Genomic DNA, 26,448 nt, shown 5'->3' with positions numbered 1-26,448 from the left:
CACCGGCCGTGGCGACCGGCAGGAACAGCCCGAGCGCCAGGGGGCGACGAGCTCTTTCGTAGGCCTATGCATTACCGCCCCCGTCATCGGGCAGGGCGAGGGCGGTGTTGTACGTGGTGTCGTCACCGGTGACGGCCCTGCTGTGGGTGCCGTTCACCGACACCGGGACATCACCGGCGAGCGTGATCCGCTGCACGCGGCGGGGGAGAGTGCCGTAGTCGGCCACCGCGTAGTGCTGCGTGGCGCGGTTGTCCCAGAAGGCGACATCGCCAGGGGCCCAGCGCCACCGTACGGTGTTCTCCAGCTCTGTCACGTACGACTGGAACAGCCGCAGCAACTCGCGCGAGTCCTCCGCGGACCAGCCCACGAACCGGCGCGCGAAACCGCCGAGCACCAGCACCCGTTCACCGCTCTCGGGGTGCACACGTACCACCGGGTGCTCGGTCTCGTACGCGACCGACGTGAAGACGGCACGGTGGCGCTTGGCCGCCTCGGTGTCGTCTGCCGGGTTGTAGGCCGCGTAGTCGTACTGGTTGGAGTGCACCACCCACAGCTGGTCGGCGAGCGCACGCAGCTCCTCCGGCAGATTTGCGTACGCCGTGGCCGTGTTGGCCCACACGGTGTCGCCGCCATAGGGCGGGATGGTCACCGCGCGCAGGATGGATCCCAGCGGCGGGCGCTGCACGAACGTGACGTCCGTGTGCCAGTGGTTGGCCCGGGATGTGGTCTTTCCGTAGTCCAGGTCGAGAACGGCCGGGGCACCCTCCAGGGCGGGGACGGTCGGGTGCGCGGTGGTGGGGGTGCCGAAGCCGCGGGCGAAGCGCTCATGGCTCGCCTCGTCGAGGTCCTGACCGCGGAAGAAGACGACCTTGTGCTCCAGGAGGGCGGCGCGAATTGCCGCGACGGTGTCGTCCGGCAGGTCGGAGGCGAGGTCGACGCCGTGTATCTCGGCGCCGATGTTCCCGGCGACCTTGACGATGTCGAGGACGATCTGGGCGGGTGCAGACATGGCAGGGCAGCTCCAATGGGCGCATACGCAGGTGCGCTGACTGGTGAAGGTGTACCGAGGCGTACGAGGAAGGCAGCCCTCTACGGGGCGGGAAAGGGAAACAGCAACCAGGAGACGGACAACGTGCCGGTGGCGCTCGGCTCAGCGCGCGTGGCCGGCGGGCCGACTACAGCCCAGTCCGGCGAAGTGGTGGGCGCGGAAGGCGTTGACCGTCTCCCGTCCGGCGGCGTCACGCGCCGTGGCCCTCCCTGTCGCATCCATAGGGTGATTCTCCGCGCTGCCTGACGGGGCGACAATAATTTGCGACGCCGTGGAAGAAACGGACTGCGGGTGCGGCAGGCCGTGTCGGTCCGGGGATCTGCCCGCCACTGCGAAAGCACGGGCCGTCGCGGGCGAGCGGCATGCGGCGACCGGGCGTCGGCACAGCGCGTCGGCACAGCGCCTCGCCGGCGCTACGCGGAGCGCGCTGTGCGCAGCTCCATCGGCCTCCGGTACACCGCGTCGAGCACGACCGATCCGGCCGCGACCGCCAGCACGTGCGGTCCGAAACTGCTGGGGACGACGGCCCGTTCGGGATCGCCGCACAGATGCGAGTGTGCGGCGATCTCCTCGTGCAGGTCCGGCAGCAGCTCGGGGAAGGTCAGCGCCGTGCGCTCGACGACCACCAGCAGTTCCGGATTGAGGACATCGAGCAGCAGCGCTGCCGCACGCCCGACGGTGCGCAGCCTCTCGCGCAGCACCCGCAGCGCCTCGTGGTGGCCTTGGCGGGCCCGGTCGAGGAGCAGAGCGAAGTCCGGCGCGGGGATGGTCCCGGTCTCGAAGGCACGCTCGGCCACGGCAAGTTCCGACACCGCGGTCTGCAGACAGCCGGTACGACCACACCCGCAGGCCTGACCGATGTGGCCCAGCGGCAGATGGGCCACATCGCCCGCCCCGGACCGGCGCCCGCGCAGCACGCTGCCACCGGCCGCGATCGCGGCGTCCACCACATTGCCGACGAAGAGCTGTACCAGGTCCGAGCGCCCTGCCCCCGCGCCGAAGAGCAACTCGGCGTGTGCCAGCGCCCGCGCGTGCCCGTCCACATGCACCGGCAACCTGGTCGTGGCGCCAAGCACGCGCCGAACCGGCACATCCCGCCAACCGAGGGGCGCATGCTCGATCACCGTTCCCTGCTCGGCGTCGACCCAACCACCGGTCACGACGCCGAGGCCGAGCACCGAGCGCCCCGCCGCGTGACGGCCGAGGAAGCCGGGCAGGAGCCTGCCGATCTCCTCCAGCACCTGCCGCGGCCCGCCCGGATGTGGCAGCCGCCGCTGCGCCGTGACCCGGCCCAGCAGATCCACCACGGCGAAGGTCATGTGTTCCAGGGCGATGTGCACCCCGCAGGCGACGTGGTGGACGGGGTCGATCGCCACCGGCACCTGCGGCCGCCCGGCGCGCGGCGGCCTCACACGCGGCGGCAGTTCGCGCAGCAGCCCGAGCCCGATCAGCTCCGCCGTGTGGCGCGACACCGCGGCCGGGCTGAGCCGGGTTCTGGCCACGAGTTCCGTGCGCGCGGCGGGTCCGTCGCGCAGCAGCGTACGCAGCAGGGCGCCCGGGCCGCCGCCCTCGACGGACAGCGGTTCCGGTCGCGCGGGCAGAGCAACCAGTAGCGGCGGCCGGGCATGATCGGAGATGGCGGTCATGGCTCCCTCGCTCAACGGTAGGACGGCAGAGAGCCGCGGAGCGAGGCACGCTCAGCGGCGGTGGGAGTCCGTACAGCACGGGAGCGGGAACGGAGAGACCATGCGCCGATGCTCGCAATTCCGCCCCTGGCGGTCAACGGTGCTCCGTTACGGGCGTACGGCAGTCCTGTGAATCCGGTCGGCCGTCCAGAGCATGCGGCGTGATGGCAGCCGGTCTTCGAGGTCGTTCGTGCGCCGCTTGACGGACACCTACTTCCTCACTGGCGTCACCGGCGAGTTCTCCTCCGTCGCCGCAGTGGGCGGTTCGAATCCTCGTCTTCGGAGCAAGAGATCAGGCGAAGTTGGACGGAGTCGGCATCTCCGTTCCATCCCTGTCCAGGATGCGGTCAGTGGTTTGACCGGGTAACGGCGTCCCGGCTACGTTCCGGGCCATGCAGCGATCCGCACACCTGACGACTCGAGGTCATGTCGACCTGAAGCGTGTGTGCTCCGCGGCGTGTCACCGGGCCTGAACGCCGTGCCCGCGCGGGCCTGCCACCAGGGACCTCTCCTGCTCGGCTCTTCGCGGGGCGCCCTTCCATCGGGAGAAGCGACATTCTGCCGACCGTGAGTCCGGCAGGTTCTGTCCTCAAGGCTCCGTAGAGGAGCACGCACCCGCATCGCCCGCTGCCACCGAGCCTGGAAGACATCCGTGAAGAGTCTCTCTGCGCCTGCCCGTCGTGGTCCCACATCGCTGCGTCGCTCGGACATCCCCGCCGTTGCACCGGCCCGTCGTGTCTCCGGCGCTGGGTCCGTTCTGAGCGCCATTCTCGACCACGGCCCGGTCGCCCGTTCCACCGTCGCCCGGCTCACCGGCCTTTCACCCGCATCCGTGACCGGACACACCGGCCGGCTTGTGGCCCGTGGTCTCATCCGCGAGAGTGCGCAGGTCACCGGGCCGAAGGGATTGGGGCGGCCCCACATACCGTTGGAGATCGACACCAGCCGTTACCTGGTGGCCGGCGCACATATCGCGGTCGCCCACTCGACCGTCTCCCTCATGGACCTGCGCGGCCGGATCCTGGCTGTGGACCGCCAGCCGCACCGAGGCACCGAACCGCAGCTGATCCTCGGTGACCTGGCAGCTCGCCTTCCCCGGCTGCTGGCGGCCCATGCGGCTGGACGGACGGTGTTCGGTTTGGGGGTGGCCACCGGACACCGGGTGGACCCGGAGGCCGGACTGGTCATCGAGCATCCGCAACTCGGCTGGCGCAATGTGCCAGTGCGTGATGTTCTCGCTGCGGCGACCGGACTGCAGGTCCAAGTGGACAGCCATGCACGGGCGTTGGCGCGCGCCGAGCAGATGCTGGGCGTGGCCACCGCCCGGGCCAGCGCGGTGCTCCTGTTCGTCGGTGCGGTCGTGGACGCGGCGTTCGCCACTGCAGGCGCCATACACCTCGGACCGCGCTCGGGGGCGGGCAGTGTGGCTCACCTGCCGCTCGGGTCGGCCGGCTCCGGCGGCGCGGAGCCGTGCCCGTGCGGGCAGACCGGGTGCTTGCAGTCCGAGGTGTCGGAGCACGCCATGGTGCGGCGTGCGGCCGAACAGGGTCTGCCGGCCGGATCGTTCACGCAGCTGCTGGATCAGGCGCTGGCCGGTGAGGCGCGGGCGGTGGCGCTCTTCCGTCGTCGGGCGCGGCTCGTCGGCAGAGCAGCGGCACTGCTCCTGGACATGTTCGACCCCGAGGTCCTGGTGGTCGTCGAACCTGGTGCGGGCCGACTGCCACAGTGCCTCGCCGATCTGCGGGCGGAAGTGGCCGAGCGCTCCTGGGTCTGCGACGACCCCGAACGAGCCGTGGTGCCCAGCAGTTTCACCGGATCGGTGTTGGCCACCGCCGGTGGCGCGGTGGCGCTGGGGGTGCTGTACGGGGACCCGCTGGGCTCGTGGCCCGCGCTGCCCGCCGTCTCCTGAGCAGTATTTTCTGGTCTCGACTTAATTCAGAATGTTGCATTATTGACCGACTCCTGAACCGAACGGGAAGATGGATTCATGACCGGCCGACAGCGGATTCCCCAGCGCCTGCCCTCAGTGGCATGCCGCTGCTGGGCGGCTGTGCCGGTCGGCGTCTTCGCTTGGCGTTCCTGTTGCCGCCCCTGTCCGGGCCGCCGATAAACAGCGACTGATTCACACGGGTGCTCCGCATCGTAGTGCGTACCTCTCTACGCCTGCGCGCCTCGTCTCCTCGGCCTGCCCGCTCTGGCTTTGCCGTTCGCGTGCCGATTCCATTTTTCGACAATCCATCTCGGGAGAGAAGTTGACTGTCGCCGTGTCTTCGCATTCCGCGACATCCTCCGCTACGGGTATTGCGCCGGGGCGGTTCAAACAGGCATTTCGCAGGTATCCCGCCGGTGTCGTCGTCGTCACCGCGGACGCCGGCCTCGGGCCGGTCGGCTTCACCGCCACCTCACTCACCTCTTTGTCGCTCGATCCGCCGCTGGTCTCCTTCGCCATCGGGACCACCACTTCCTCCTGGCCTCATGTCGAGCGGTCCGCCTCCGCCGTGGTCAACTTCCTCGGCGCCGACCAGCAGGCACTGGCCACCACGTTCGCCACCAGCGGCATCGACCGGTTCGCGGCGCCGACCAACTGGCGGCGACTGCCGCAGGGTGAGCCGGTCCTCGACGGTGTTGCCGGCTGGATGCGGCTTGACATCGAGCAGCTCGTCCCGGCGGGCGACCACCGGATCGTCATCGCCCGGGTCGTGGACTCCTGGCTCGACGAGGGGCGCAGCCCACTCCTGTTCCACGACGGTTCCTACCTCGCCGTCTGAGCATTCCCTTCAGCTGCCCATCGATCAGGAATCTGCCATGTCACGTAATTTCGCGCACACATCCGTCGGGCGCAGGTCATTCATGGCCCTCGCCGGCGGGACGATACTCAGCCTCGCAGCCTGCGCTCCGCAGACCAGAACTGCCGCCGAGGCGAAACCTGCCGGAAGGTTGCCTACGGGGTCACCGCCGCCCGGTACCAAGCTGTCGATCGCGGTCCATTCCACACAACTTCAGCTGGGACCTGCCGGGCTCAAAAAGGAATTGAAGTTCACTGTCTCGCAGTGGCCCAATCTGAGCGCCGGCCCCGACGTCATCCAGGGATTCCGTGCGCATTCCATCGATCTGGCGACCAATGCCGGAATTCCGCCGATCCAGGCCCACGCCATCGGTGTCGATGCGAAGATCGTCGCGGTACAGGTGCGGAAAAAACCCTCCTACGTCTTTGCCACCGCCGCGGGTTCCGACATCAGGGCGGTCGAGGACTTTCGCGGCAAGAAGATCGGCTTCTCCCAGGGCCAGGCGCAGGGTGTCGTCGTACTGCGGGCCCTGAAGAAGGCGGGGCTGCGCAACAGCGAGGTAGAGCTGGTCGCACTGCCCAGCACCCAGTTCCTGACCGCTCTGCAGTCCAATCAGGTCGATGTGGCCCCACTCGGCGAGCCGACTCTCACCAAGTACCTCGGCCAGTACGGCAAGGACGGCGCCCGCGGTGTGAAGGCCGATGTCGTGGACCTGCTGACCGTGCTGTGGGCACCGACCGAGGTGCTGGACGACCCGGCGAAGGTCGCGGCCGTCCGCAACTTCATCCCGCTGTGGTCCCGCGGACTGGTGTGGGCGTGGGAGAACACCGACGAATGGATCGACACGTACTACGTGAAGGACCAGGGCGTCTCCAAGGAGGACGGCAAACGCATCGTCGCCTCCCTCCGCAAGCCGCAGTTCCCGGTGAGCTGGGACAAGGCGATCGAGTGGGAGCAGGAGACCGCCGATCTGCTGGCCGATGGCGGTTTCGTGCCCAAGCAGGACGCCTCCGAGCTGTTCGACCGCCGCTTCGAGGGGCTGGCGGCGAAGGCCGTACCGGCCACGTACCGGGTGGCGTCATGACGGAGATGCTGTCGAACGCACGGCTGGAGAGCCCGGTGGCAACGACCGCCGAAGCGACGAGTCGTCTCAAGCCGGCAAAAGGTACGGTCCCGCAAGCCGCCCGTGGTACTCGCAGGCGCCTGGGCCCAGGCCGGTCCGTGCCCTTCGGCCGGCTGATCGGCCCGGCACTGCTGATCGCCGTGTGGTGGGCGGCGTCGGCCGTCGGCTATCTCGACCCCCGGATCCTGTCCGGACCAGGGACCGTGCTGTCCACCGCGGCGGACCTGGTCTCCACCGGCCGGCTCCAGGACAACGTGCTCGTCTCGCTGCAGCGCGCCGGGCTCGGCCTGTTCTTCGGTGTGGCAGCAGGGGTGATCCTGGCCGTGGCGGCCGGGCTGAACCGTACGGGGGAGTACCTCCTCGACGGCACGCTCCAGGTCAAGCGGGCCATTCCGTCCCTGGCGATGCTTCCGCTGCTCATCCTCTGGCTGGGCATCGGCGAGCAGATGAAGGTCACCGTGATCGCGCTCGGCGTCGCGGTGAACATGTACATCAACACCTACGCCTCGTTGACCGGCATCGACAGCAGGTATGTGGAGCTTGCCGAGGGACTCGACCTGAGCCGATGGCAGTTCATCCGCAAGGTCGTCGTCCCGGGCTCGCTGCCGGGCTTCTTCGTCGGCCTGCGCCTCGGCGTCACAGCGTCCTGGCTCGGCCTGATCGTGGTCGAGCAGATCAACGCCACCCAGGGCATCGGCTACATGATGTTCCAGGCCCAGCAGTACGCCCAGTCCGACGTGATCATCGTGGGGCTGGTGGCCTACGGGATCTTCGGCTTCGCCTCGGACGCGGCGGTACGCGCGATCGAGAGGAGGGTCCTGTCATGGCGACGCACTCTGGCGGGCTGACCGAGATCCGGCCCGCGACCGGATCGGGGAGCGAGGACCACGGCGGCGACCGGCTCGCGGTACGGACGACCGGCCTGGTACGGAAGTTCGGGGACCGGATCGTACTGAAGGAACTCGATCTCACCCTGGCGCCGGGCGAGTTCACGGCACTCCTCGGCCGCAGCGGCTCGGGCAAGTCCACGCTGCTGCGGGCCGTCGCCCGCCTCGACCATACGGTGGAAGGCTCCGGCGAACTCATCGTCCCCGAGCGGGTCTCGCTCTCCTTCCAGGACTCCAGGCTGCTGCCCTGGCTCCGGGTACTGGACAACGTCGTCCTGGGCCTGCGCGGTCCCGGGTCCCAAGAGCGCGGTCTGACAGCCCTGGCCGAAGTCGGCCTGGAGGGCCGCGAGCGCTCCTGGCCGCATGAACTGTCCGGCGGTGAGCAGCAGCGCGCCGCGCTCGCCCGCGCCCTGGTCCGTGATCCCGAACTGCTCCTGGCCGACGAGCCGTTCGGCGCCCTGGACGCCCTCACGCGGATCAAAATGCACGGACTGCTGCGCGAGCTGTACGAGCGACACCGCCCCGCCGTGCTGCTGGTCACCCATGACGTCGACGAGGCAGTGGAACTCGCCGACCGGGTGCTGGTCCTGGACGACGGCCGCATCTCCGTGGACCTCGCCGTCGACCTGCCCACCCCGCGGTCCCCGCGCGAACCCCGCTTCCAGGAATACCGCGACACGCTGCTCGCCGCCCTCGGTGTGGCGCAGCACCAGCCCACCACCTCTTGAGGAGACGAAGCCCCATGGCACGCAAGACAGAAGACCGGACGGAAGCGCAGGCGGAATCCGAGAGCAGGCCGCACACGGGGCGCGAGTCCGGCCGCAAGCCGCTGCACCTGAACGCGTTCCTGATGTCCACCGGTCACCACGAGGCCTCCTGGCGGCTTCCCGAGAGTCCGGCAGAGGCGAACTCGGACATCGAGCACTACAAGAACCTGGCCCGGATCGCCGAACGCGGCAAGCTGGACTCGCTGTTCCTGGCTGACAGCCCCGTCCTGATGGGGGACCCCGGCCGACGGCCGGCGGCCAAGCTGGAGCCCACAGTCCTGCTCACCGCGCTGGCGGGGGCCACCCGGCACATCGGCCTCATCGCCACCGCCTCCACCAGCTACAACGAGCCGTACAACCTGGCCCGCCGGTTCGCCTCGTTGGACCATGTCTCGGGCGGCCGGGCCGGCTGGAACATCGTCACCACCGCGGGCGCCGACGCGGCCCGTAACTTCGGCCTCGACGACACGCCCCTGCATGCGGACCGCTACCGGCGTGCCGGGGAGTTCGTCGAGGTCTCCACCAAGCTGTGGGACAGCTGGGCGGACGACGCGGTGATCGCCGACAAGGAAAGCGGCGTACATGCCCTGGCCGAGCGGGTCCGTCGCATCGACCACACCGGCGAGTTCTTCCGGGTCGACGGACCCCTGAACGTACAACGTCCGCCACAGGGCTACCCGTTGCTCGTCCAGGCAGGTTCCAGTGAGGACGGCAAGGACTTCGCCGCCCGGTACGCGGAAGCAGTGTTCACCGCGCAGCAGACCCTGGAGGAGGGAATCACCTTCTACAAGGACGTCAAGCAGCGCGCACGGACACTCGGCCGCGATCCGGACGGCATCAAGATCCTCCCCGGCATTGTCCCCGTCATCGGCGACACCGAGGCGCAGGCGCTGGAGCTGGACGCCGAGCTCGACCGGCTGATCGTTCCCGAGTACGCAAAGCGGCAGCTCGCCCAGCGGTTGAAGATCGCCCCCGACGATCTGGACCTCGATGCGGAACTCCCCGACGACATTCCCACCGAGGAGGAGATCGAGGGCGCCAAGAGCCGCTACACGCTCATCGTGGAGCTGGCAAGGCGCGAGCGGCTGACCGTGCGTCAGCTCATCGGGCGGCTCGGCGGCGGCCGCGGCCACCGCACCTTCGCCGGTACGGCGGAGCAGGTCGCGGACACCATCGAGCACTGGTACGACAGCGGTGCGGCGGACGGCTTCAACATCATGCCCGCCGTGCTCCCGTCCGGCCTGGAGGTCTTCGTGGACCGGGTGGTGCCGATCCTCCAGGAACGGGGCCTGTTCCGTACCGAGTACACCGGCTCCACATTGCGTGAGCACTACGGACTCCCGCGCCCCGCCAACCGGCTGTTCGACACCGTCGACGCCGGCGAGGGGCACACCGGCATCGCCCTGGCGGCGGCCCGGTGACGGACTGTCCATCCCAGGAAACCAGTACGCCCCAGCAGCCTTGGGCCCGGTGGGCCCGGCGGCTGCTGGGGTACTGCCTGCGCCACCGCGCCGACCTCCTGCTCGCCTTCGGCGCCGCCGCTGTGGCCGCCGTCGCCACCGCCACACTGCCCCTCGTCCTGCGCCATGTGGTGGACGGGGTGGCGGCGGGCACCACCGCTTCGCTCGCTCCCTGGACCATCCTGCTCGCCGGACTCGGCGCCGTCCGCTTCGCGGCGGCTTTCACCCGCCGCTACCGCTCCGGCAGGCTCTCCCTCGGTGTGCAGTACGACCTCCGTAACGACGCCTTCGCGGCTCTGCTGCGCCTCGGCGGCGCACAGCAGGACGATCTGCGCACCGGGCAGGTGGTGAGCCGGTCCATCTCCGACATCACACTGATCCAGACCCTGCTGCAGTTCCTGCCCAACCTCACGGGCAACGCCCTGATGTTCCTCTTCTCGCTGGTCTTCATGGCGTTGCTGTCCCCGCCGCTGACCGTGGTGGCGCTGATCGTCGGCCCGGTGCTCTGGCTGATCGCCCTGCGCAGCCGCCGCGACCTCTTCCCCGCCAACTGGCACGCCCAGATGGAGGCCGCCGAGGTCGCCTCGAGGGTCGAGGCGACTGTGACCGGCGTCCGCGTGGTGAAGGGATTCGGCCAGGAGGCACGGGAACTGACCGGCCTTGAGGAACGCGCCCGCCGGCTGTTCTCCTCCCGGCTGCGGGTGGTCCGCTTCACCAGCCGCTACAACCCGGCCCTCCAGGCGGTCCCCGCCCTCGGCCAGGTCGCCGTACTGGCCCTCGGTGGCTGGATGGCCCTGCACGGCCGGATCTCGCTGGGCACCTTCCTCGCCTTCACCACCTATCTCGGCTCCTTCGTCACGCCCGTACGCCAGGTGGCGACCCTGCTCACCGTCTGGCAACAGGCACGGGCCGGGGCCGAACGGGTCCTGGAGGTCGTCGACGAGGCCCCGCTGATCACCGACGCGCCAGGTGCGCAGGAACTGCCCGACCGCCCTGCGCCACTGTCCTGGCAGAACGTCACCTTCGGATACGGGGACGGCGAACCGCTGCTGCACGGCTTCACCCTCGATGTGCGCCCCGGCGAGGCGGTCGCCCTGATCGGTCCGGCCGGCTCCGGGAAGTCGACCGCCGCGGCTCTGCTGCCCCGCTTCTACGACGTGCCGTCCGGTTCGGTACGGGTGGGAGGCGTCGACGTACGCGACCTCACTCTGGAGTCGCTGCGTTCCCGTATCGGCTTCGTCTTCGAAGAGAGCCTGCTGCTCTCGGACACGGTGCGGGCGAACATCGCCTACGGCGTCCCGGACGCCACCGATGAGCAGATACGGGCCGCCGCCGCGATCGCCAGGGCCGACGAGTTCATCGAACGGATGCCCAACGGGTACGACACCGTCGTAGGCGAACAGGGCCTCACGCTCTCCGGCGGTCAGCGGCAGCGGCTGGCACTCGCCCGAGCCCTGGTCGGCGACCCTGCCGTGCTCGTCCTCGACGACGCCACATCGGCCATCGACGCCCGAGTGGAAGCCGAGATCCACACCAGGCTGCGAGAGGCGACCCGCCGCCGCACCACCCTCATCGTCGCGCACCGCAGATCGACTCTGGAGCTCGCCGACCGGATCGCCGTCCTGGACGGCGGAAGGATCACGGACACCGGCACGCTGGACGAACTCCTTGACCGGTCGGCCCTGTTCCGCGACCTGCTCTCGACCGGTGCGGCGACGGATGCGGCCGAGGCGGCGGAAGCGGCACGCGCCGCACCACCGCCCGGCGAAGTCACCTCCCACCTGTGGCAGCGGCCCGCTCACTTCGGCCGCGACACCGACGAAGGCGCAGCGGTCCGGGCCGCCCAGGCCCTGGCCGAGGCGGCAGCCACCTCGGGTCCCGGACGAGGTGGACCCGGTGGCGGAGTGCTCAGCTCCGCGCCACCCAGCCCCGAACTGATCGCCGCACTCGCCCGGCTTCCGCTGCCCCCGGCCGACCCGAGGGTGCCCACCGAGGAGGCCGTGGCCGCCGACCCGGCCTTCCACCTCGGCACCCTGCTGCGGCCGTTCCGTCTCCCGCTTCTCCTCGGCCTGCTCCTGGTCGCCCTGGACGCGGTCGCACAGATCGCGGTGCCCGTCCTCGTACGCCACGGAGTGGACCACGGCGTCGCCCGGCACGCCGGAGACATCCTGCTGGCCGCAGCCGCGGCAGCCGGTCTCGTCGTCGCCGGGAACTGGCTGATCGGAGTGGCCCAAGTCCGCACGACGGGACGCACCGGTGAACGGCTGCTGTACACCCTGCGCGTGAAGACCTTCGCGCAACTCCAGCGCCTCGGCCTCGACTACTACGAGCGCGAGCTCGGCGGCCGCATCATGACCCGGATGACCACCGATGTGGACGCCCTGTCGAACTTCCTGCAGACCGGACTGATCACCGCCGTCGTCAGCCTGCTGACCATCCTCGGTGTCCTTCTCACCCTGCTGATCATCGACGCCGGCCTCGCCGCGGTCCTGCTCGCCGTCCTGCCCCTCCTGGCCGGCGCCACTGTCCTCTTCCAGCACTACTCGGTGCCCGCCTACCGGGAGGCCAGGGAACGTATCAGCGCCGTCAACGCCTGCCTCCAGGAGAACGTCACCGCCATCCGCGTCACCCAGGCCTTCCGCCGCGAGCAGCGCAACGCCCGCGACTTCGCCCGACTGGCCTGGGCCTTCAGGGACTCACGGCTGCGCGCCCAGCGCTACATGGGCACGTTCTTCCCGTTCGTGGAGTTCCTGGGCACACTGTCGACCGCGGCCGTGCTGGTCGTCGGAGCCGGTCACGTCCGCTCGGGAGAGCTGAGCGGGGGCACCCTGATCGCCTTCCTGCTCTACGTCGAGCTGTTCTTCTCGCCGATCCAGCAGCTCTCCCAGGTGTTCGACGGCTACCAGCAGGCCGTCGTCGGCCTCGGCAGGCTACGGGCGCTGATGCAGACCCCGGCAGGCACCCCACCCGCTGAACACCCCCTGCCGGTGGAGAAGTTGCGCGGGGAGATCGAGTTCGACGGAGTGTCCTTCGGCTACCCGGGCGGTGGTGGCCGGGAAGTACTGCACGGACTCTGCCTGAGCATCGCACCGGGCGAGACCGTTGCCCTGGTCGGTGCCACCGGCGCGGGCAAGTCGACGGTCGTCAAGCTGCTCGCCCGGTTCTACGACCCGACAGCGGGCACGGTCCGGGTGGACGGCCACGATCTGCGCGACCTCGACCTGACCGGTCTGCGCCGAAGGCTGGGGGTGGTGCCGCAGGAGCCGCACCTGTTCAGCGGTACGGTCCGGGACGCCATCGCCTACGGGTGGCCGGAAGCGACCCGCGCCGAGGTGGAGGCCGCGGCCCGCGCCGTCGGTGCCCACGAGATGGTCGCCGGGCTGCCGCTGGGCTACCTGCAGCCCGTGGGGGAGCGGGGCCGCAATCTGTCCGCCGGGCAACGCCAGCTCCTGGCCCTTGCCCGGGCCGAACTCGTCGACCCGGACGTTCTGTTGCTCGACGAGGCCACCGCCTCGCTCGACCTGGCCACGGAACGCAGGGTCGCCGCGGCCACCGAGGCCCTGGCCCGTCGGCGTACGACCATCGTGGTCGCCCACCGCCTGACCACCGCCGCCCGCGCCGACCGGGTGGTGGTCCTCGACGCCGGAGCCGTCGTGGAAGACGGCACCCATGCCGGACTCCTCGCCGCGCGGGGTCCGTACCACCAACTGTGGCAGGCCTTCCAGCAGGGCGGGCACCCCGCCTCGGTGGATCACCTGAAGATCAATGAACTCGTCAAGGAGAACGCACGATGACGGAGTACCGCAATCTCGGACGCACCGGCGTCAAGGTGAGCCCGCTGTGCCTGGGCACCATGATGTTCGGAGCACGGGGCAACACGGACCATGTCGACAGCGTCCGGATCATCCACCACGCCCTGGACTCGGGCATCAACTTCGTCGACACCGCAGACGTGTACTCCGAGGGCGAGTCCGAGACCATCGTCGGCAAGGCCCTGTCCGGCGGGCGGCGTGACAACGTCGTGCTCGCCACCAAGTTCCACGGAAGCCTCGGCAGCGACCCCAACGAACAGGGAAACAGCCGCCGTTGGATCATCCGTGAGGTGGAGAACAGCCTGCGGCGGCTGGGCACCGACTGGATCGACCTCTACCAGGTGCACCGCCCCGAGCCCGACACCGACTTCGACGAGACGCTCGGCGCGCTCTCCCACCTGGTACAGCAGGGCAAGATCCGCTACATCGGCACCTCCACCTTCGAACCCTCCTCCATCGTCGAGGGCCAGTGGCTCGCTGAGCGTCGGGGCCGGGAACGCGTCGTGGCCGAGCAGCCCCCGTACTCCCTGCTGGCGCGCGGTATCGAACGCGAGGTCCTGCCCGTGGCGCAGCGCTACGGTCTCGCCGTGCTGTCCTGGAGCCCCCTCGCGGGCGGCTGGCTCTCGGGGCGCTACCGCAAGGGCGCCGGGCAGCCCGCGTCCAGCCGTGCCGAACGCCAGGCGGCCCGCTTCGACATCACCTCACCGGAGAACGCCGCCAAGCTGGCGGCCACCGAGGCCCTCGCCCTGCTCGCCGAGGAAGCCGGCGTCACCCTCGTACAGCTGGCCTTGGCCTTCGTACTGGAACACCCCGCGATCACCTCGGCGATCATCGGGCCGCGTACCTTCGAACAGCTGGAGAGCCAGCTGGGCGCGGACAAGATCCGGCTGAGCCAGGACGTACTCGACCGGATCGACGAGATCGTCCCACCCGGCTCCAACCTCTCGGCCCGCGACGGTGGTTACACCCCGCCCTCGCTCACCGACTCCGCGCTGCGCCGCCGTTCACCGAACTGACGCAGCAATGGCGAGGCACAGTCCGTCGACAACGCTTCCTGATCGGTTGTGCCGATGCCCTTGGCCGCCCAGCCGGGCGGCCAAGGTTGACGGCAGGGGCGGCACGTACCCCACGACTCGCTCGCAGATCGCGTTCGCTTCGGGCACCTGTGTCGGTCAGTGCCCCAGATTCACGTCCGCGTCCTTCTCGCCCTCGCCGCTCACCCGCAGCGGCACGGCCTGGGGCGCGTATCCGCTGGCGATCACGGTGTAGTGGCCGGTGTCCAGGTCGTTGAACGCGTAGGCGCCGTGCGCGTCGGTGACCGTCGTGGCGACCGTGTTGCCCGCCGCGTCGAGGAGCGTGACCCGGGCGTCGTCGACCGGGTGGCCCGCGCGGTTGCGGACGGTGCCGTGGACGTGGGCGCCAGGGGCGAGGCGGATCTCGTAGCGGTTGGCGGTGCCGCCCGTGACCTCGGCCGGCAGGGCCGCCGGACGGTGTCCGGGGGCGCTGACCACGAGGGTGTAGTTGCCGGAGGACAGGTCGGCGATGCCGAATTCGCCGGTGTGGTCGGCCGCTGCGGAGGCGACGACCTCGCCGCGCACGTCGGTCGCGGTGACCAGGGCGCCGGGCAGCGGCCGGTCGTCGGGGCTGGCCAGGACCGTGCCGGTCAGGCCGGCCGTGCCGGAGAGCACCAGGTCGAAGTCGACCAGGCCGTCGGCCACCGTGATGGTGGTGGCCTGCGGCTGCCGGGCACCGCCGGAGGCGATTAGGACGTACGTTCCCTCGGCGGGCGCGGCGACCGCGTAACGGCCGTCCGCCTGCGTCGTCGTACGGCCGAGCTGGCTGCCGCGCAGGTCGATCAGCGTGACCACGGCGCCCGCCACGGGCGATCCCGCGATGTCGCGGATGTGGCCGCGGACACCTGAGGCGGGTTCGTCCGCGAGGGCGGTGGCGAGCGAGGCGACCGGGGCCGCCTCCACCGCCTCCGCCGTGTCAGCCATCGCCGTCACGGGCGCCTCGGCGGCGGCATCCGAAGCGGTGCCGCCCTCCTCCGCCGCCCGCGCCTCAAGGCCCGACATCTTGCGCAGCGGGACCTCCTTGGTCCACAGAACCATGAGGAACGCGACCGCGATCACGCCCGCCGCGATAAGGAACACCACGTGCATGGAGTCGGCGAACCCCTGCTTGAAGGGCTCGGCCAGGCGCGGGTCCAGGTGCTGGATGAACGACGAGTCGCTCAGTACGTCGGAGCTGCCGCCGCCCGCGCCGGGGTGCTGCAGCATGTCGAGGACCGGCTTGTTGGCCGGGTCGGACAGGACCGCCGGGTCGTGCAGCGCGGACTGGAACTGGTGCGTCCCGGCGGCCGACCTGAACGCCGAGGAGATCTTGTCGCCGACGTTCGAGAACAGCACCGACAGGAAGATGGCCGTACCGGCGGTGGCGCCCATCTGCCGGAAGAACGTGGACGACGCGGTCGCCACGCCCATGTCCTGCGGCGGCACGGCGTTCTGCACGGCGAGCACCAGGGTCTGCATGCAGCCGCCGAGGCCGAGGCCGAAGACGAGCATGTAGACCATGCTCTCCCACAGCGGAGTGTCCCACTGGACCTTGAAGTGGAAGAGCAGCAGCGCCGTGACCATGAGGACGGTGCCGATGGTCGGGAAGATCTTGTAGCGGCCCGTCTTCGCGGTGATCTGGCCGGAGACGATGGACGCGATGATCATGCCGAGCATCAGCGGCAGCATCTCGAGACCGGACTTGGTGGGGCTCGCGCCCTTCACGATCTGCAAGTACTGCGGGATCATCAGCATTCCGCCGAACATGCCCGCGCCGATGAGGACGGACAGCAGGCTGGTCTTGCTGAAGATCGCGTTGCGGAACAGGCGCATCGGGATCAGCGCGTCGTCGCCCATCCGGCGCTCGACGAGGATCCAGGAGATGATGCCGACGACGCCGATGCCGTAGCAGGAAAGGGACCTGGACGAGTCCCAGCCCCACTCGCGGCCCTGCTCGGCCACCAGGAGCAGCGGCACGACGCCGAGCGCGATGGTGAACGCGCCCCACCAGTCGATCCGCCGGGCGCGGCGGGTGTGCGGGATGTTGAGGACCTTGGCGACGACGAAGAGCGCGATGATGCCGATCGGCACGTTCACCAGGAACACCCAGCGCCAGCCGACGACGCCCAGAATGCTGTCCTGACCGGCGAGGAAGCCGCCGATGAGCGGCCCCGCGACGCTGGAGGTGGCGAAGGTGGCGAGCATGTAGCCCTGGTAGCGGGCCCGTTCGCGGGGCGGCACGATGTCGCCGATGATCGCGAGGGCGAGGGACATCAGGCCACCGGCACCGATGCCCTGCAGGGCGCGGAACGCGGCGAGTTCGGTCATCGACGTCGAGAACGTGCACGCCGCCGAGCCGACGATGAAGATGCTGATCGCGCCCAGGAAGTAGGGCTTGCGGCCGTGCAGGTCGGACAGCTTGCCGTAGAGCGGCGTCGCGATCGTCGAGGTGATCAGGTACGCCGTCGTCGCCCACGCCTGCTGGCTGAGGCCGTGCAGGTCGTCCGCGATGGTGCGGATCGAGGTGGAGACGATGGTCTGGTCGAGCGCGGCCAGGAACATGCCCAGCATCAGACCGCTCAGAATGGTCAGGATCTGGCGGTGGCTCAGGCCACCGCCGGAGGAAGCGGGTGTCGCCTCCGTGTGCTTAGCGGTGTCTCGGCGCGGCGCCGACACGGCCTCACTCATGCTTGCTTGCTCCCTGCTGCGCCCCGGCTTCGGGCTGAGTCCCGTCGCCGTGGCGTTGCTGTTGATGCACTACCAGGTCGTCGTTGAGGCGTGTCATCAGCCGGATCAGCTGATACCGGTCCTCGGGGGGCCAGGGGTCGAGGAGCTCTGCCAGCTGCGCGTCGCGCTGCCGGCGGTTCTTCTCGTACACCGCCCTGCCGGACTCGGTCGCGTGCAGCAGCGTGCCGCGCCGGTCCTCCGGGTCGGGCCGCCGCTCGATCAGGCCGCGCTCCACCATGGAGCGGACCTGACGGCTGACCGTCGACAGGTCGAGGAAGGTCTCGGCGGCCAGATCGGTAGCCCGCTGCTCCCCGTCCCGTACGAGCCGGGCCAGCAGGACACGCTCACCGGCGCCCTGCTCCAGCTTGGTCTGGTGCCTGCGCGCCGCGACCAGCCGGGTGAAGCGCACGATCTGGCTCCCCAGTCCCGCCCCGGCCTCCTCGGCACTCGCGACCCCGGTGTCCCCGGTTGTCCTGTGTTCCCCCGCTGCGCGGTCACGGACCGTCCCCTTGTCCATTACCCGCCCCCTGTTCCACTCACATTTTATTGCTTGTAGCTACCAAGTGAGTGTAGACGGCCCGGAACGGTGTCCGGTACGGGGCCTCGGATGCACGACCCGGCGCACGTGGCAGCCTGATGCGCCGGTAGCGAAGGAGCCGACGCGAGAAGCCCGAGGGTGCCGACCCACAACCCCGGTCACCCACGCTGAGCTGCGGCTTCAGGGCCGCGCCTGGCCTACCTCACCGCGACGACCACCGTCGCGTTCCTGAACCTGGTGCCTATGAGTGTCCGGGAGAAGGACATCGAAATACTGGCGCTGCGGCACCAGTTGCTGGTCCTGCAGCGGCAGGTCGGCAAGCCCGCGTTCAACGATGCCGACCGCGTCGTCCTCGCTGGCCTGCTCCACCGCCTCCCGGGCCGCGACGATGGACGAGGGCGGCCGCGGCCTGTTCCTGATGTCGCAGATCGCCGAGCACTGGGGCACCCGGTACACGCCCCAGGGCAAGGTGATCTGGGCCGAACAGGCGCTTCCCTAGGTCTCCGAGGAGTCAGGCCCGGCGGCGGCTCCCATCGGGGAAGATGCGCCCGACCGGGGCGGGGGAGGGCCAGACCAGGCCCTTGGTGCGGGTGGTCAGGTACCAGGCCCCGAGGAGCACGGACGCCGCCGGCGCCCACATCACGACCCTCCGCCTCGCCCAGGCGCCCCGCGTGGGGTGCCCCAGACGCGCGGTACCAGCTCGTCGGCCGTGGCGTCGACGCGTCGGCCGACGGCCTCCACGTCCACCCGGTTGCCGGCTGAGGATCCGACGGTGGGGCCATGGTGACTGTGACGAGGCGGAAGGGGGACGGACTCGGTCGACCCGATACCGGGAGCAGACCTCGCGCCGACGCGGGGCGGTCCGGCGATTCGTGCGGGTCGGGCCGGGTGATGCGGCGCGCGTCCCATCGTGTCGGACGAGCCGGGGGTTACGGGTTGTGAGCGCTCCGCGTGCACCCGAACGCGCCACCCGGTACCGTCGAAAACGCGCGTTCCGCCCAATCCGTCGCGGCCTGGTCCCGTCAGTGGCCGCCGCCGATGTCGGCAGAGGAACGGGATCACATGCCAAAGCGCAGCATCCACGCGGTGACTGCCGCGGCCGCTCTGGCCTGCTTGGCAGTATTCGGAACCACACGGATCAGCGCCTCATCAGCAGGTGCCCAGGCCGCAGAACCCAGTCCGGCAGCCCCCAGGTTCGTGCCCGGTGCCTGTCCGAAGCCGCCCGAGCCCATCGAAGCGCTGAGCAAGGCACGGTGCGGTTTCCTGGAGGTCCCCGAGAACCGCTCCCGCTCCGGCGGCCGGACCATCAAGCTGGCCGTGGCGGTCATTCCGGCCGCTGCGGAGAAGCCCTCCGAGGACCCGGTGGTGTTCATGGCGGGCGGCCCCGGTGCCGACACGTTCGACGACATTCCCTTCCTCATGGACTCCGGCCTGAACAAGGACCGCGAGCTGATCGTCATGGCCCAGCGCGGCAACCTCTACGACAAGCCGAACCTCGCCTGCCCTGAGGTCGACCGGTTCAACGCGCAGGCCGTGGGCCTGGGATATGACGCACAGCGGGCGGAACAACTCATGCTGAAGGCGGTAAAGGACTGCCGGGGCCGCCTGACGGGCGCCGGCGTCGACCTGAGCGCCTACAACACCACCGAGAACGCCGCGGATTTCGCCGACCTGCGCAAGGCGCTGGACATCCCCCGATGGAACGTCTACGGGTACTCCTACGGCAGCAATCTGGCCCTCACCTACCTGCGCCTGCACCCCGAGGGAATCCGCGCGGTGGCGATCGACTCGATCACACCTCCCAAGGTCACGGCCCTGCCGTGGGGATGGGGCAGCGCCGCCGAGGGAATCCACAACATCTTCAAGGCGTGCGCGGCGCAGCCCGCCTGCAAGGACCGCTACCCGGACCTCCTCCGCCTGCTGACGGAGCAGGTGCGCAAACTGGAGGCTCACCCCCTGACTCTGAACGTCACGCCGCCGAGCGGAGGAAAGCCGGTCAAGGTCGTCCTCGACGGGGGCGCGCTGCTGAACCTGGTCGTCGCCTTCACCCCCCGGCCCAAGGACATCCCGGCGGCGCTCGACGAACTCAGCCGCGGAAATCCGAAGCGCTTCGCGCAGGCCCGCGCGGCCGGCTCGGTCCAGAACGTCGGCGCCTTCGCGCACGGCCTGACGAACTCGATAGCGTGCGGCGAGTGGGCGCCGGGTTACTCGGAATCCGACGTGCTGAAAGCGGGGCGCAAGGCCTTCCCCGGGTGGCCGGACACGGTCCTGGCCCAGGTGCCGCAGCTGCCCTTCCAGTACCCGGCGTGCGGGATCTGGAAGGTTCCGGACCGCGCGAAGGTACAGCGGGTGGCCACGGTCAGCTCGGTGCCGTCGCTCGTCGTCTCCGGCACGTTCGACGTGAAGACCGGGGCGAGTTGGGCGAAGGGCGTGGCCCGCAACCTGTCCCGCTCGACCGCCATACAGGTCCCCGGGATCGGCCACTGGGTGGTCCCGCAGTCGCCTTGCGCGCAGCGCGTGCTGGCGTCGTTCTTCGCCCGCCCGACCGCCCCCGACACCTCGTGCGTGGACGGTCTCGAGCCCGAACCGTTCACGATCACCCCGAAATGACTGTGAGGGCAGATGACCTTCCACCACGCGCCCCGTCGTCGACGCCCCGTACGACGACTTCAGGCCACGTCGGTCGGCATAGCAACCGGGCTCCTCGTCACCGGCCTGCTCGCAGCGCCTGCTCAGGCACAGTCCCGCACCGACACCAGCGCCGGCCCCGAGGCGCCGATCGGCACGGCCGCACGCACGGTGGGCGACGCCAGGTACGAACCGGGCCCCTGCCCCAAGACGCCGGAACCGGTCGAGGCGCTCAAGGGGGCCCGCTGCGGATCCCTCACCGTGCCCGAGAACCGCGCCAAGTCGACCGGTAGAACGATCAAACTCGGTGTCGCGATCGTGCCCGCCAAGTCCGCCACACCGAAACCCGACCCCATCGTGTGGCTCGCGGGCGGACCAGGGGACGACACGGTCGGGGAGGCGAAGATGGCGATCGACGGCGGCCTGAACCGCGACCGTGACGTGATCCTCATGTCCCAGCGCGGCACGTACTCGGCCGAGCCGAACCTCCTGTGCCCCAACATCGACAGGTTCAACGCGCAAGCGGTCGGTCTCGTCTACGACGCGCCGTCCACCGAGGGCCTGCACGTCGAGGCCACGAAGGCCTGCCACGACCAGCTGGCGGCCCGTGGGATCGACCTCAGTGCCTACAACGACATCGAGAGCGCCGCCGACTACGACGACCTGCGCACGGCGCTCGGAATCAAGCAGTGGAACCTGTACGCCATCTCCTACGGCACCCACCTGGCACTCGTCTACATGCGCCTGCACCCCGACGGGCTCCGCTCGGTGGGCCTCGACGGCATACTGCCGCCGTCCAAGGGCGGGTCGGCCCTGACCTGGAGCAGTGCCCGGCAGGGCTTCGACGGTCTGTTCAAGGCCTGCGCGGACCAGCCCGCGTGCAACAAGCGCTACCCGAACCTGTCGGCCACCTTCGACAAGCTCGTCCGCGACCTCGAAGCCAAGCCGGTCACCACCACGGTCAAGCTCCCTGGGAGCGACAAGCCGGTGAAGGTCGTACTGGACGGCGGGGCACTGGTGAACTGGATGACCTCCGCCACCCACGTGGCGCCCCAAGTACCCGTCGCCCTCGATGAGCTGGCGCACGGCAAGCCCCAGCGGATCGCTCAGCAGTGGGCCGGCGGCAAGCTGAGCCCCCAGGCCATGGGCAGGGTTGCGCACGGTCTCGTCTACGGAGTCTTCTGCAGCGAGTGGACGCCGTACGAGAGCGAGGAAGAGGCGCTCCAAGGCGGACAGGACGCGTTCCCCTCCTTCCCCCGCTCGGTCCAGGCCCAAGCCCCTCAGCTCACGTTCCTCCGCCCGGACTGCGACGTCTGGAACGTCCCCGCGGCACCACGCTCGATCCGGGACGTGACCCGCGGCGACATCCCCACCCTCGCCCTGTCGGGCAGCTTCGACTCCCAGACCGGGGCGGACAACGGGCCGTACGTCGCCCGTACGTTGAGCAAGGCCAAGGTCGTCACGGTCCCGTACGAGCCGCACGTGGTGTTCGCCACCTCGAAGTGCGCCCAGGAGATCACCGTCTCCTTCTTCGACACCCCGGCCGCACCGAAGACCGCATGTCTGAAGAGCCTCGAACCGCCCAAGTTCGAGATCGGTCCCTGAGCCGCCGGCTACTCCACCGAACACCCACCCCGACCAGCCCTACGCGCCGGGCGGTGGGTGGCTCCCCGCCGCCCACGGGGCGGGCCTACGCAGATCGCTTGGACGCTGGGGATGCGTCCACGTGCGGGCGTCCGGCCGGTCCGTCGACGTACCTCAGCCCTTCAGAGTCCTGTGCTCCCGGTTCTTTGCGGCGAGGGGCTTCAATGCGGGACGACGATTCGTGTTTTTGAGCCTCACTGGCGTGAGTCGCAGTCGCGTTCCTCTCGAACGGAGGGGAAAGCTAATGCCCTTGCGAGTAGGCAAGCATTGGATATACCCCCTAATCTTCGATATAACCCGATAAAGGTGACGTAGCGAATATTAGGGGCATATGTAAAAATTGGGAATTACGTGGCGAAGCTCTTGCGGTGCCTAACGTCCAAGATTCACACAACACATTTTGGGCCAGTCCCTGAGGGGAGCGGGCAGTGGCGCAGGAAATTCAGGACAAGGCGGCCCACGTGCTGGGAGTCGACATCGGCGGCACCGGTATCAAGGGAGCGGCGGTCGACCTCGAGCTCGGCAGCCTCATGGGTGAGCGGGTTCGGATCCCGACCCCGCATCCGGCGACCCCGGGGGCAGTCGCGGACGTGGTCGTGACGGTGCTCTCCCAGATCGGCGTCCCTGGACCGGTCGGGCTGACGCTCCCGGCCGTCATCCGGGGCGGCAGAGTCCAGACGACGTCCAATATCGACCCGGCCTGGATGGAGACGGACGCGGCCCAGCTCTTCGCACGAGTGACCAGCCGCGACGTGAGGGTGGTGAACGACGCCGACGCGGCCGGGATCGCCGAGTTGCGCTTCGGCGCCGGCAAGGGGCGCAAGGGCGTCGTCGTGATGGTGACGCTCGGCACCGGTATCGGCAGCGCCGTCTTCACCGACGGGTTCCTGGTGCCCAACAGCGAGCTGGGGCACCTGCCGCTGCACCACGGGGATGCCGAGGACTGGGCCGCGGAGTCGGTGCGCGAGCACGACGACCTGTCCTGGAAGAAATGGGCGCACCGTCTGGAGAGGTATCTCGAGCTTGTCCAACGGCTGCTGTGGCCCGACCTGATCATCATCGGCGGCGGCGTCAGCAAGAAGGCCGACAAGTTCCTGCCGCACATCGAGCTCAGGACCGAGATCGTGCCGGCCCAGCTGTTCAATGATGCGGGCATTGTCGGCGCGGCGCTCTTCGCCCCGGCCGGGGAAGGGCAACCCTAGCCCTCCACAGTCGATATGACGGCCCGGGCAGCACCTTCAGGGAGGCTGGCGTTGAGCAACAACGACCTGGCAACACTTTCCGTCAACACGTTCCGCACCGGCAAGACCGAGGACGAGGTGCGCGCCGAGGGGGACGGCGGAGGGCGTGGCGCCGCATCGGGTGTTGGAGGGCAACCGCCCGACGAACGTGCCGCTGGCCGAGGTGCTCACGCCGTACCGCGAAGCCGGGCGCCCGAGCCAGGGGACGATCTGGGGGATCGACTCCTTCGACCAGTGGGGCGTCGAGCTCGGCAAGGTGCTCACTGTCGCGATCATCTCGGAACTCGAGAGCGCGACCGAGCCTGAGTTCGGCCACAACTCGTCCACGAACGCGCTGATCCGGCACTACCGCACGCTCAAGAACCAGGAGGCACCACATGGCGACAGACAAGCCCATGCAGCTGGGGATGATCGGGCTCGGCCGGATGGGGGCGAACCTGGTGCGTCGGCTGATGCGAGACGGCCACCATTGCGTCGTGTCCGACGTCAACGCGGCCGCCGTCGCCGAACTGGCCGGCGAAGGCGCGACGGGCGCAGACTCACTCCAGGACTTCGTCGCCAAACTGGACAAGCCACGGGCCGTATGGCTCATGCTTCCTGCTGCGATCGTCGACTCCATCCTCGACCAGCTCGAGCCGTTGCTGGAGCCCGGCGACATCCTCATCGACGGCGGCAATTCCTACTACCGTGACGACATCACGCGCGCCAAGCGTCTTGCCGACAAGTCGCTGCACTATGTCGACTGCGGGACCAGTGGCGGGGTCTGGGGGCTGGAGCGCGGCTACTGCCTGATGATCGGCGGCGAGGATGAGACCGTGGCCCATCTCGACCCGATCTTCAAGACGATCGCTCCCGGCGAGGGCTGCGCCGAGCCGACGCCGAGCCGGACCCGGACCGACGGCACCGCCCCGCTCGGGTACCTGCACTGCGGGCCGAACGGCGCCGGGCACTTCGTGAAGATGGTCCACAACGGGGTCGAGTACGGGATGATGGCCGCGATCGCCGAGGGCCTCAGCATCATCAAGCGCGCGGACGCCGGCACAAGCCGGCAAGAGGTCGACGCGGAGACGACGCCGCTGCGCGATCCGTGGGCCTACCAGTACGACATCGACGTCGGCGAAGTGGCCGAGGTCTGGCGGCGCGGCTCGGTCGTCGGCTCGTGGCTGGTCGACCTGATCGCCGACGCCTTCGCCGGCTCGCCCTCCCTCGACGGCTTCGCCGGGCGGGTCTCCGACTCCGGGGAAGGCCGCTGGACCGTCCTCGCCGCGGTGGACGAAGGCGTCCCGGTACCGGTCATCACCACCTCGCTCTACGAGCGCTTCGAGTCCAGACAGGCCGGGGAGTTCACCGACAAGATCCTCTCGGCGATGCGCTCGGAGTTCGGCGGGCACGCCGAAAAGAAGGGCTGAGGGCTGTGCCGGCCGGGTCAAGGCGGCGGCGTCGCTCGTCCTCGCGGACGCGGCGGCGGCCGGCCGGGTCCTGCTCGCGTCGGCGCCCAGTCGCCAGCAGGACCATGATGCCCGGCCCCATTGCCGTGCCGGCTCCGTGAGGAGGATGAGGTGGCTTCGAACTCGCCGAACGTTCCCGCAGACGTGCTGGTCATTTTCGGGATCAGCGGAGACCTCGCACGGAAAATGACGTTCCGCTCGCTCTATCGGCTTGAGCGGCGCAAGCTGCTGACCTGCCCCATCGTCGGAGTGGCACGCGACGGCTGGTCCGACGACGCGCTGCGTGACCACGCCCGCGCGGCGATCAAGGCAACGGGCGAGCCGCTGGACGACAGCGTCTTTGCCCGGTTCGCCGCCCGACTCAGCTATGTGCAGGGCGATTACGCCGACCCGGAGACGTTCCATCGCCTCGCCCGGGCGGTCAACGGCAAGCGGCACCCGGTCTTCTATCTGGAGACCCCGCCGTCGCTGTTTGCCCGGGTGGTCGAGGGCCTGGCAGGCGTCGGGCTGACCAAGGGCGCCCGGGTCGTCGTGGAGAAGCCGTTCGGGCATGACCTCGCGTCGGCGCGTGCCCTCAACGCCGAGCTGCGTCAACTCCTCGACGAGGATCAGCTGCTGAGGATCGATCACTTCCTCGGCAAGGAGCCGGCGATGGACATCCAGTTCCTGCGGTTCGCCAACTCCGTGTTCGAGCCGGTGTGGAACCGCGACCACGTCTCCTGCGTGCAGATCACCATGGCCGAGGACTTCGGGGTCGAGGACCGCGGCCACTTCTACGACCCGGTCGGCGCGCTCCGCGACGTCGTGCAGAACCATCTGTTGCAGCTGCTCGCCCTGATGGCGTCCGAGCCGCCGTCAGCCGCCGATGCGGACGCGCTCCGGGACCGCCGGGTTGACGTGTTCCGGGCGATCCCCGACGCCGACCCGGCCCACTACGTCCGCGGGCAGTACGAGGGGTACCTGCAGGTCCCCGGCGTGCGGCCGCGTTCGCGCACCGAGACCTTCGTCGGGTTGCGGCTGGAGGTCGAGAACTGGCGCTGGTCCGGGGTGCCGTTCTTCATCCGCGCCGGCAAGTCGCTCCCCGAGCGTGTGACCGAGATCCGGATCGTGTTCAAGCGCCCGCCGCGGCTTGCGTTCGCGGAGCGGTTCGCGCCCGAGCCCGACCAGTGGATCCTGCGGATCGATCCGAGCCCTGGCGTGAACTTCCGCATCCAGGCCAAGCAGCCGGGCAAGCAGGACACGCAGCTGGTGGACCTTGACCTCCTCTTCGCGGCCGAGCTGGGTGAGGCACCCGAACCGTACGAGCGCCTGCTCAGTGATGCAATGCAGGGCAACGCGAGCCTGTTCACCCGGGAGGACTCGGTGGAGGAGACGTGGCGCATCGTCCAGCCACTGCTGGAGGCGCCCGGCGATCCGGAGCGCTACCGGCCGGGGACCTGGGGACCGGAGGGAGCGAGCAAGCTCGTCGCCGGATATCCGCGGTGGCACGAACCATGGCTGCCGGCGAGGTCTCCCGACTGACACAGCCGAGTCCAGTCAACGGATGGTGGTGGCCAGAAGCCGTTTTCGGCGTCCGGGAACAGACGGACGCCGAGATCGCGT

At 69.6% G+C, this 26,448-nt stretch carries 18 protein-coding genes and 2 pseudogenes; 15 read left to right on the top strand and 5 right to left on the bottom strand.

Annotated features, from left to right (window positions below; translation table 11 throughout):
* Positions 1-64 precede the first annotated feature (64 nt).
* Together CG723_RS23705 and CG723_RS23700 are read right to left on the bottom strand one after the other, a co-directional pair.
* Positions 65-1,009: a TauD/TfdA dioxygenase family protein gene (locus CG723_RS23705; protein WP_100595481.1), complete on the bottom strand. Its 945-nt coding sequence runs from the start codon at positions 1,007-1,009 to the stop codon at positions 65-67.
* Between the two features lie 452 nt (positions 1,010-1,461).
* Complete coding sequence (locus CG723_RS23700) at positions 1,462-2,694, bottom strand: ROK family transcriptional regulator (RefSeq protein ID WP_100595480.1); 1,233 nt, start codon at positions 2,692-2,694, stop codon at positions 1,462-1,464.
* Positions 2,695-3,385: 691 nt separating this feature from the next.
* On the opposite strand from CG723_RS23700, the gene CG723_RS23695 reads away from it, so the two are divergent.
* From CG723_RS23695 to CG723_RS23660, 8 genes are all read left to right on the top strand, one after another.
* Positions 3,386-4,642 (top strand): ROK family transcriptional regulator, encoded by a 1,257-nt coding sequence (locus CG723_RS23695; RefSeq protein WP_100595479.1) that lies wholly within the window; start codon positions 3,386-3,388, stop codon positions 4,640-4,642.
* 343 nt (positions 4,643-4,985) lie between these two features.
* A complete protein-coding gene (locus CG723_RS23690; RefSeq protein WP_100595478.1) occupies positions 4,986-5,501 on the top strand; it encodes a flavin reductase family protein in 516 nt (171 codons plus the stop codon).
* A gap of 37 nt (positions 5,502-5,538) precedes the next feature.
* Entirely contained in the window at positions 5,539-6,603 is a 1,065-nt protein-coding gene (locus CG723_RS23685; RefSeq protein ID WP_100595477.1) for an ABC transporter substrate-binding protein, read from the top strand.
* Complete coding sequence (locus CG723_RS23680; protein ID WP_234374476.1) at positions 6,600-7,490, top strand: ABC transporter permease; 891 nt, start codon at positions 6,600-6,602, stop codon at positions 7,488-7,490. Before CG723_RS23685 ends, CG723_RS23680 begins: the two co-directional genes overlap by 4 nt.
* Complete coding sequence (locus CG723_RS23675) at positions 7,466-8,257, top strand: ABC transporter ATP-binding protein (RefSeq protein WP_100595476.1); 792 nt, start codon at positions 7,466-7,468, stop codon at positions 8,255-8,257. The genes CG723_RS23680 and CG723_RS23675 overlap by 25 nt, the downstream gene beginning before the upstream one ends.
* A 122-nt stretch (positions 8,258-8,379) precedes the next feature.
* A complete protein-coding gene (locus CG723_RS23670; RefSeq protein WP_100595570.1) occupies positions 8,380-9,717 on the top strand; it encodes an LLM class flavin-dependent oxidoreductase in 1,338 nt (445 codons plus the stop codon).
* On the top strand, positions 9,714-13,550 hold the full coding sequence (locus CG723_RS23665; protein WP_100595475.1) for an ABC transporter ATP-binding protein: 3,837 nt from the start codon (positions 9,714-9,716) through the stop codon (positions 13,548-13,550). Before CG723_RS23670 ends, CG723_RS23665 begins: the two co-directional genes overlap by 4 nt.
* The gene (locus CG723_RS23660; RefSeq protein WP_100595474.1) at positions 13,547-14,584 is read left to right on the top strand and encodes an aldo/keto reductase; all 1,038 of its coding nucleotides are present in this window, start codon (positions 13,547-13,549) and stop codon (positions 14,582-14,584) included. The genes CG723_RS23665 and CG723_RS23660 overlap by 4 nt, the downstream gene beginning before the upstream one ends.
* 156 nt (positions 14,585-14,740) lie before the next feature.
* Here CG723_RS23660 and CG723_RS23655 read toward each other — a convergent pair whose 3' ends face one another.
* Both CG723_RS23655 and CG723_RS23650 read right to left on the bottom strand, forming a co-directional pair.
* Positions 14,741-17,308, bottom strand: a complete 2,568-nt coding sequence (locus CG723_RS23655; RefSeq protein ID WP_199841863.1) for an MFS transporter — start codon at positions 17,306-17,308, stop codon at positions 14,741-14,743.
* Complete coding sequence (locus tag CG723_RS23650; protein ID WP_234374475.1) at positions 17,301-17,864, bottom strand: MarR family winged helix-turn-helix transcriptional regulator; 564 nt, start codon at positions 17,862-17,864, stop codon at positions 17,301-17,303. The genes CG723_RS23655 and CG723_RS23650 overlap by 8 nt, the downstream gene beginning before the upstream one ends.
* Before the next feature lie 400 nt (positions 17,865-18,264).
* Between CG723_RS23650 and CG723_RS46390 the strand changes: the two are divergent.
* A pseudogene (locus CG723_RS46390) lies at positions 18,265-18,384 on the top strand (ATP-binding protein); the annotation flags it as partial.
* Between the two features lie 12 nt (positions 18,385-18,396).
* On the opposite strand, the gene CG723_RS48700 reads toward CG723_RS46390, so the two are convergent.
* Positions 18,397-18,528: a hypothetical protein gene (locus tag CG723_RS48700; RefSeq protein ID WP_267893724.1), complete on the bottom strand. Its 132-nt coding sequence runs from the start codon at positions 18,526-18,528 to the stop codon at positions 18,397-18,399.
* Between the two features lie 554 nt (positions 18,529-19,082).
* Between CG723_RS48700 and CG723_RS23635 the strand changes: the two genes are divergently transcribed.
* The 6 genes and pseudogenes from CG723_RS23635 to zwf all read left to right on the top strand — a co-directional run bounded on the left by CG723_RS23635 (position 19,083) and on the right by zwf (position 26,367).
* A complete protein-coding gene (locus tag CG723_RS23635) occupies positions 19,083-20,495 on the top strand; it encodes an alpha/beta fold hydrolase (protein ID WP_234374474.1) in 1,413 nt (470 codons plus the stop codon).
* Between the two features lie 12 nt (positions 20,496-20,507).
* Positions 20,508-22,118 carry an alpha/beta fold hydrolase gene (locus CG723_RS23630; RefSeq protein ID WP_100595473.1) on the top strand — a complete coding sequence of 537 codons (1,611 nt, stop codon included), beginning with the start codon at positions 20,508-20,510 and terminating at the stop codon, positions 22,116-22,118.
* 467 nt (positions 22,119-22,585) lie between these two features.
* Complete coding sequence (gene ppgK, locus CG723_RS23625) at positions 22,586-23,359, top strand: polyphosphate--glucose phosphotransferase (RefSeq protein WP_234374473.1); 774 nt, start codon at positions 22,586-22,588, stop codon at positions 23,357-23,359.
* Positions 23,360-23,504: 145 nt separating this feature from the next.
* Positions 23,505-23,678: pseudogene (pgi, locus tag CG723_RS47785) on the top strand (glucose-6-phosphate isomerase); the annotation flags it as partial.
* A gap of 97 nt (positions 23,679-23,775) precedes the next feature.
* Positions 23,776-24,807 carry a phosphogluconate dehydrogenase (NAD(+)-dependent, decarboxylating) gene (gene gnd / locus CG723_RS23615; RefSeq protein WP_100595472.1) on the top strand — a complete coding sequence of 344 codons (1,032 nt, stop codon included), beginning with the start codon at positions 23,776-23,778 and terminating at the stop codon, positions 24,805-24,807.
* Positions 24,808-24,957: 150 nt separating this feature from the next.
* The gene (gene zwf / locus CG723_RS23610; protein ID WP_100595471.1) at positions 24,958-26,367 is read left to right on the top strand and encodes a glucose-6-phosphate dehydrogenase; all 1,410 of its coding nucleotides are present in this window, start codon (positions 24,958-24,960) and stop codon (positions 26,365-26,367) included.
* Positions 26,368-26,448 lie beyond the last annotated feature (81 nt).

Origin of the sequence: Streptomyces sp. CB01635 (assembly GCF_002803065.1) — a bacterium.
Lineage (GTDB): Bacteria > Actinomycetota > Actinomycetes > Streptomycetales > Streptomycetaceae > Streptomyces.
The sequence above is the reverse complement of the archived record's forward strand: the minus strand, read 5'-3'. Positions and strand labels throughout refer to the sequence as shown.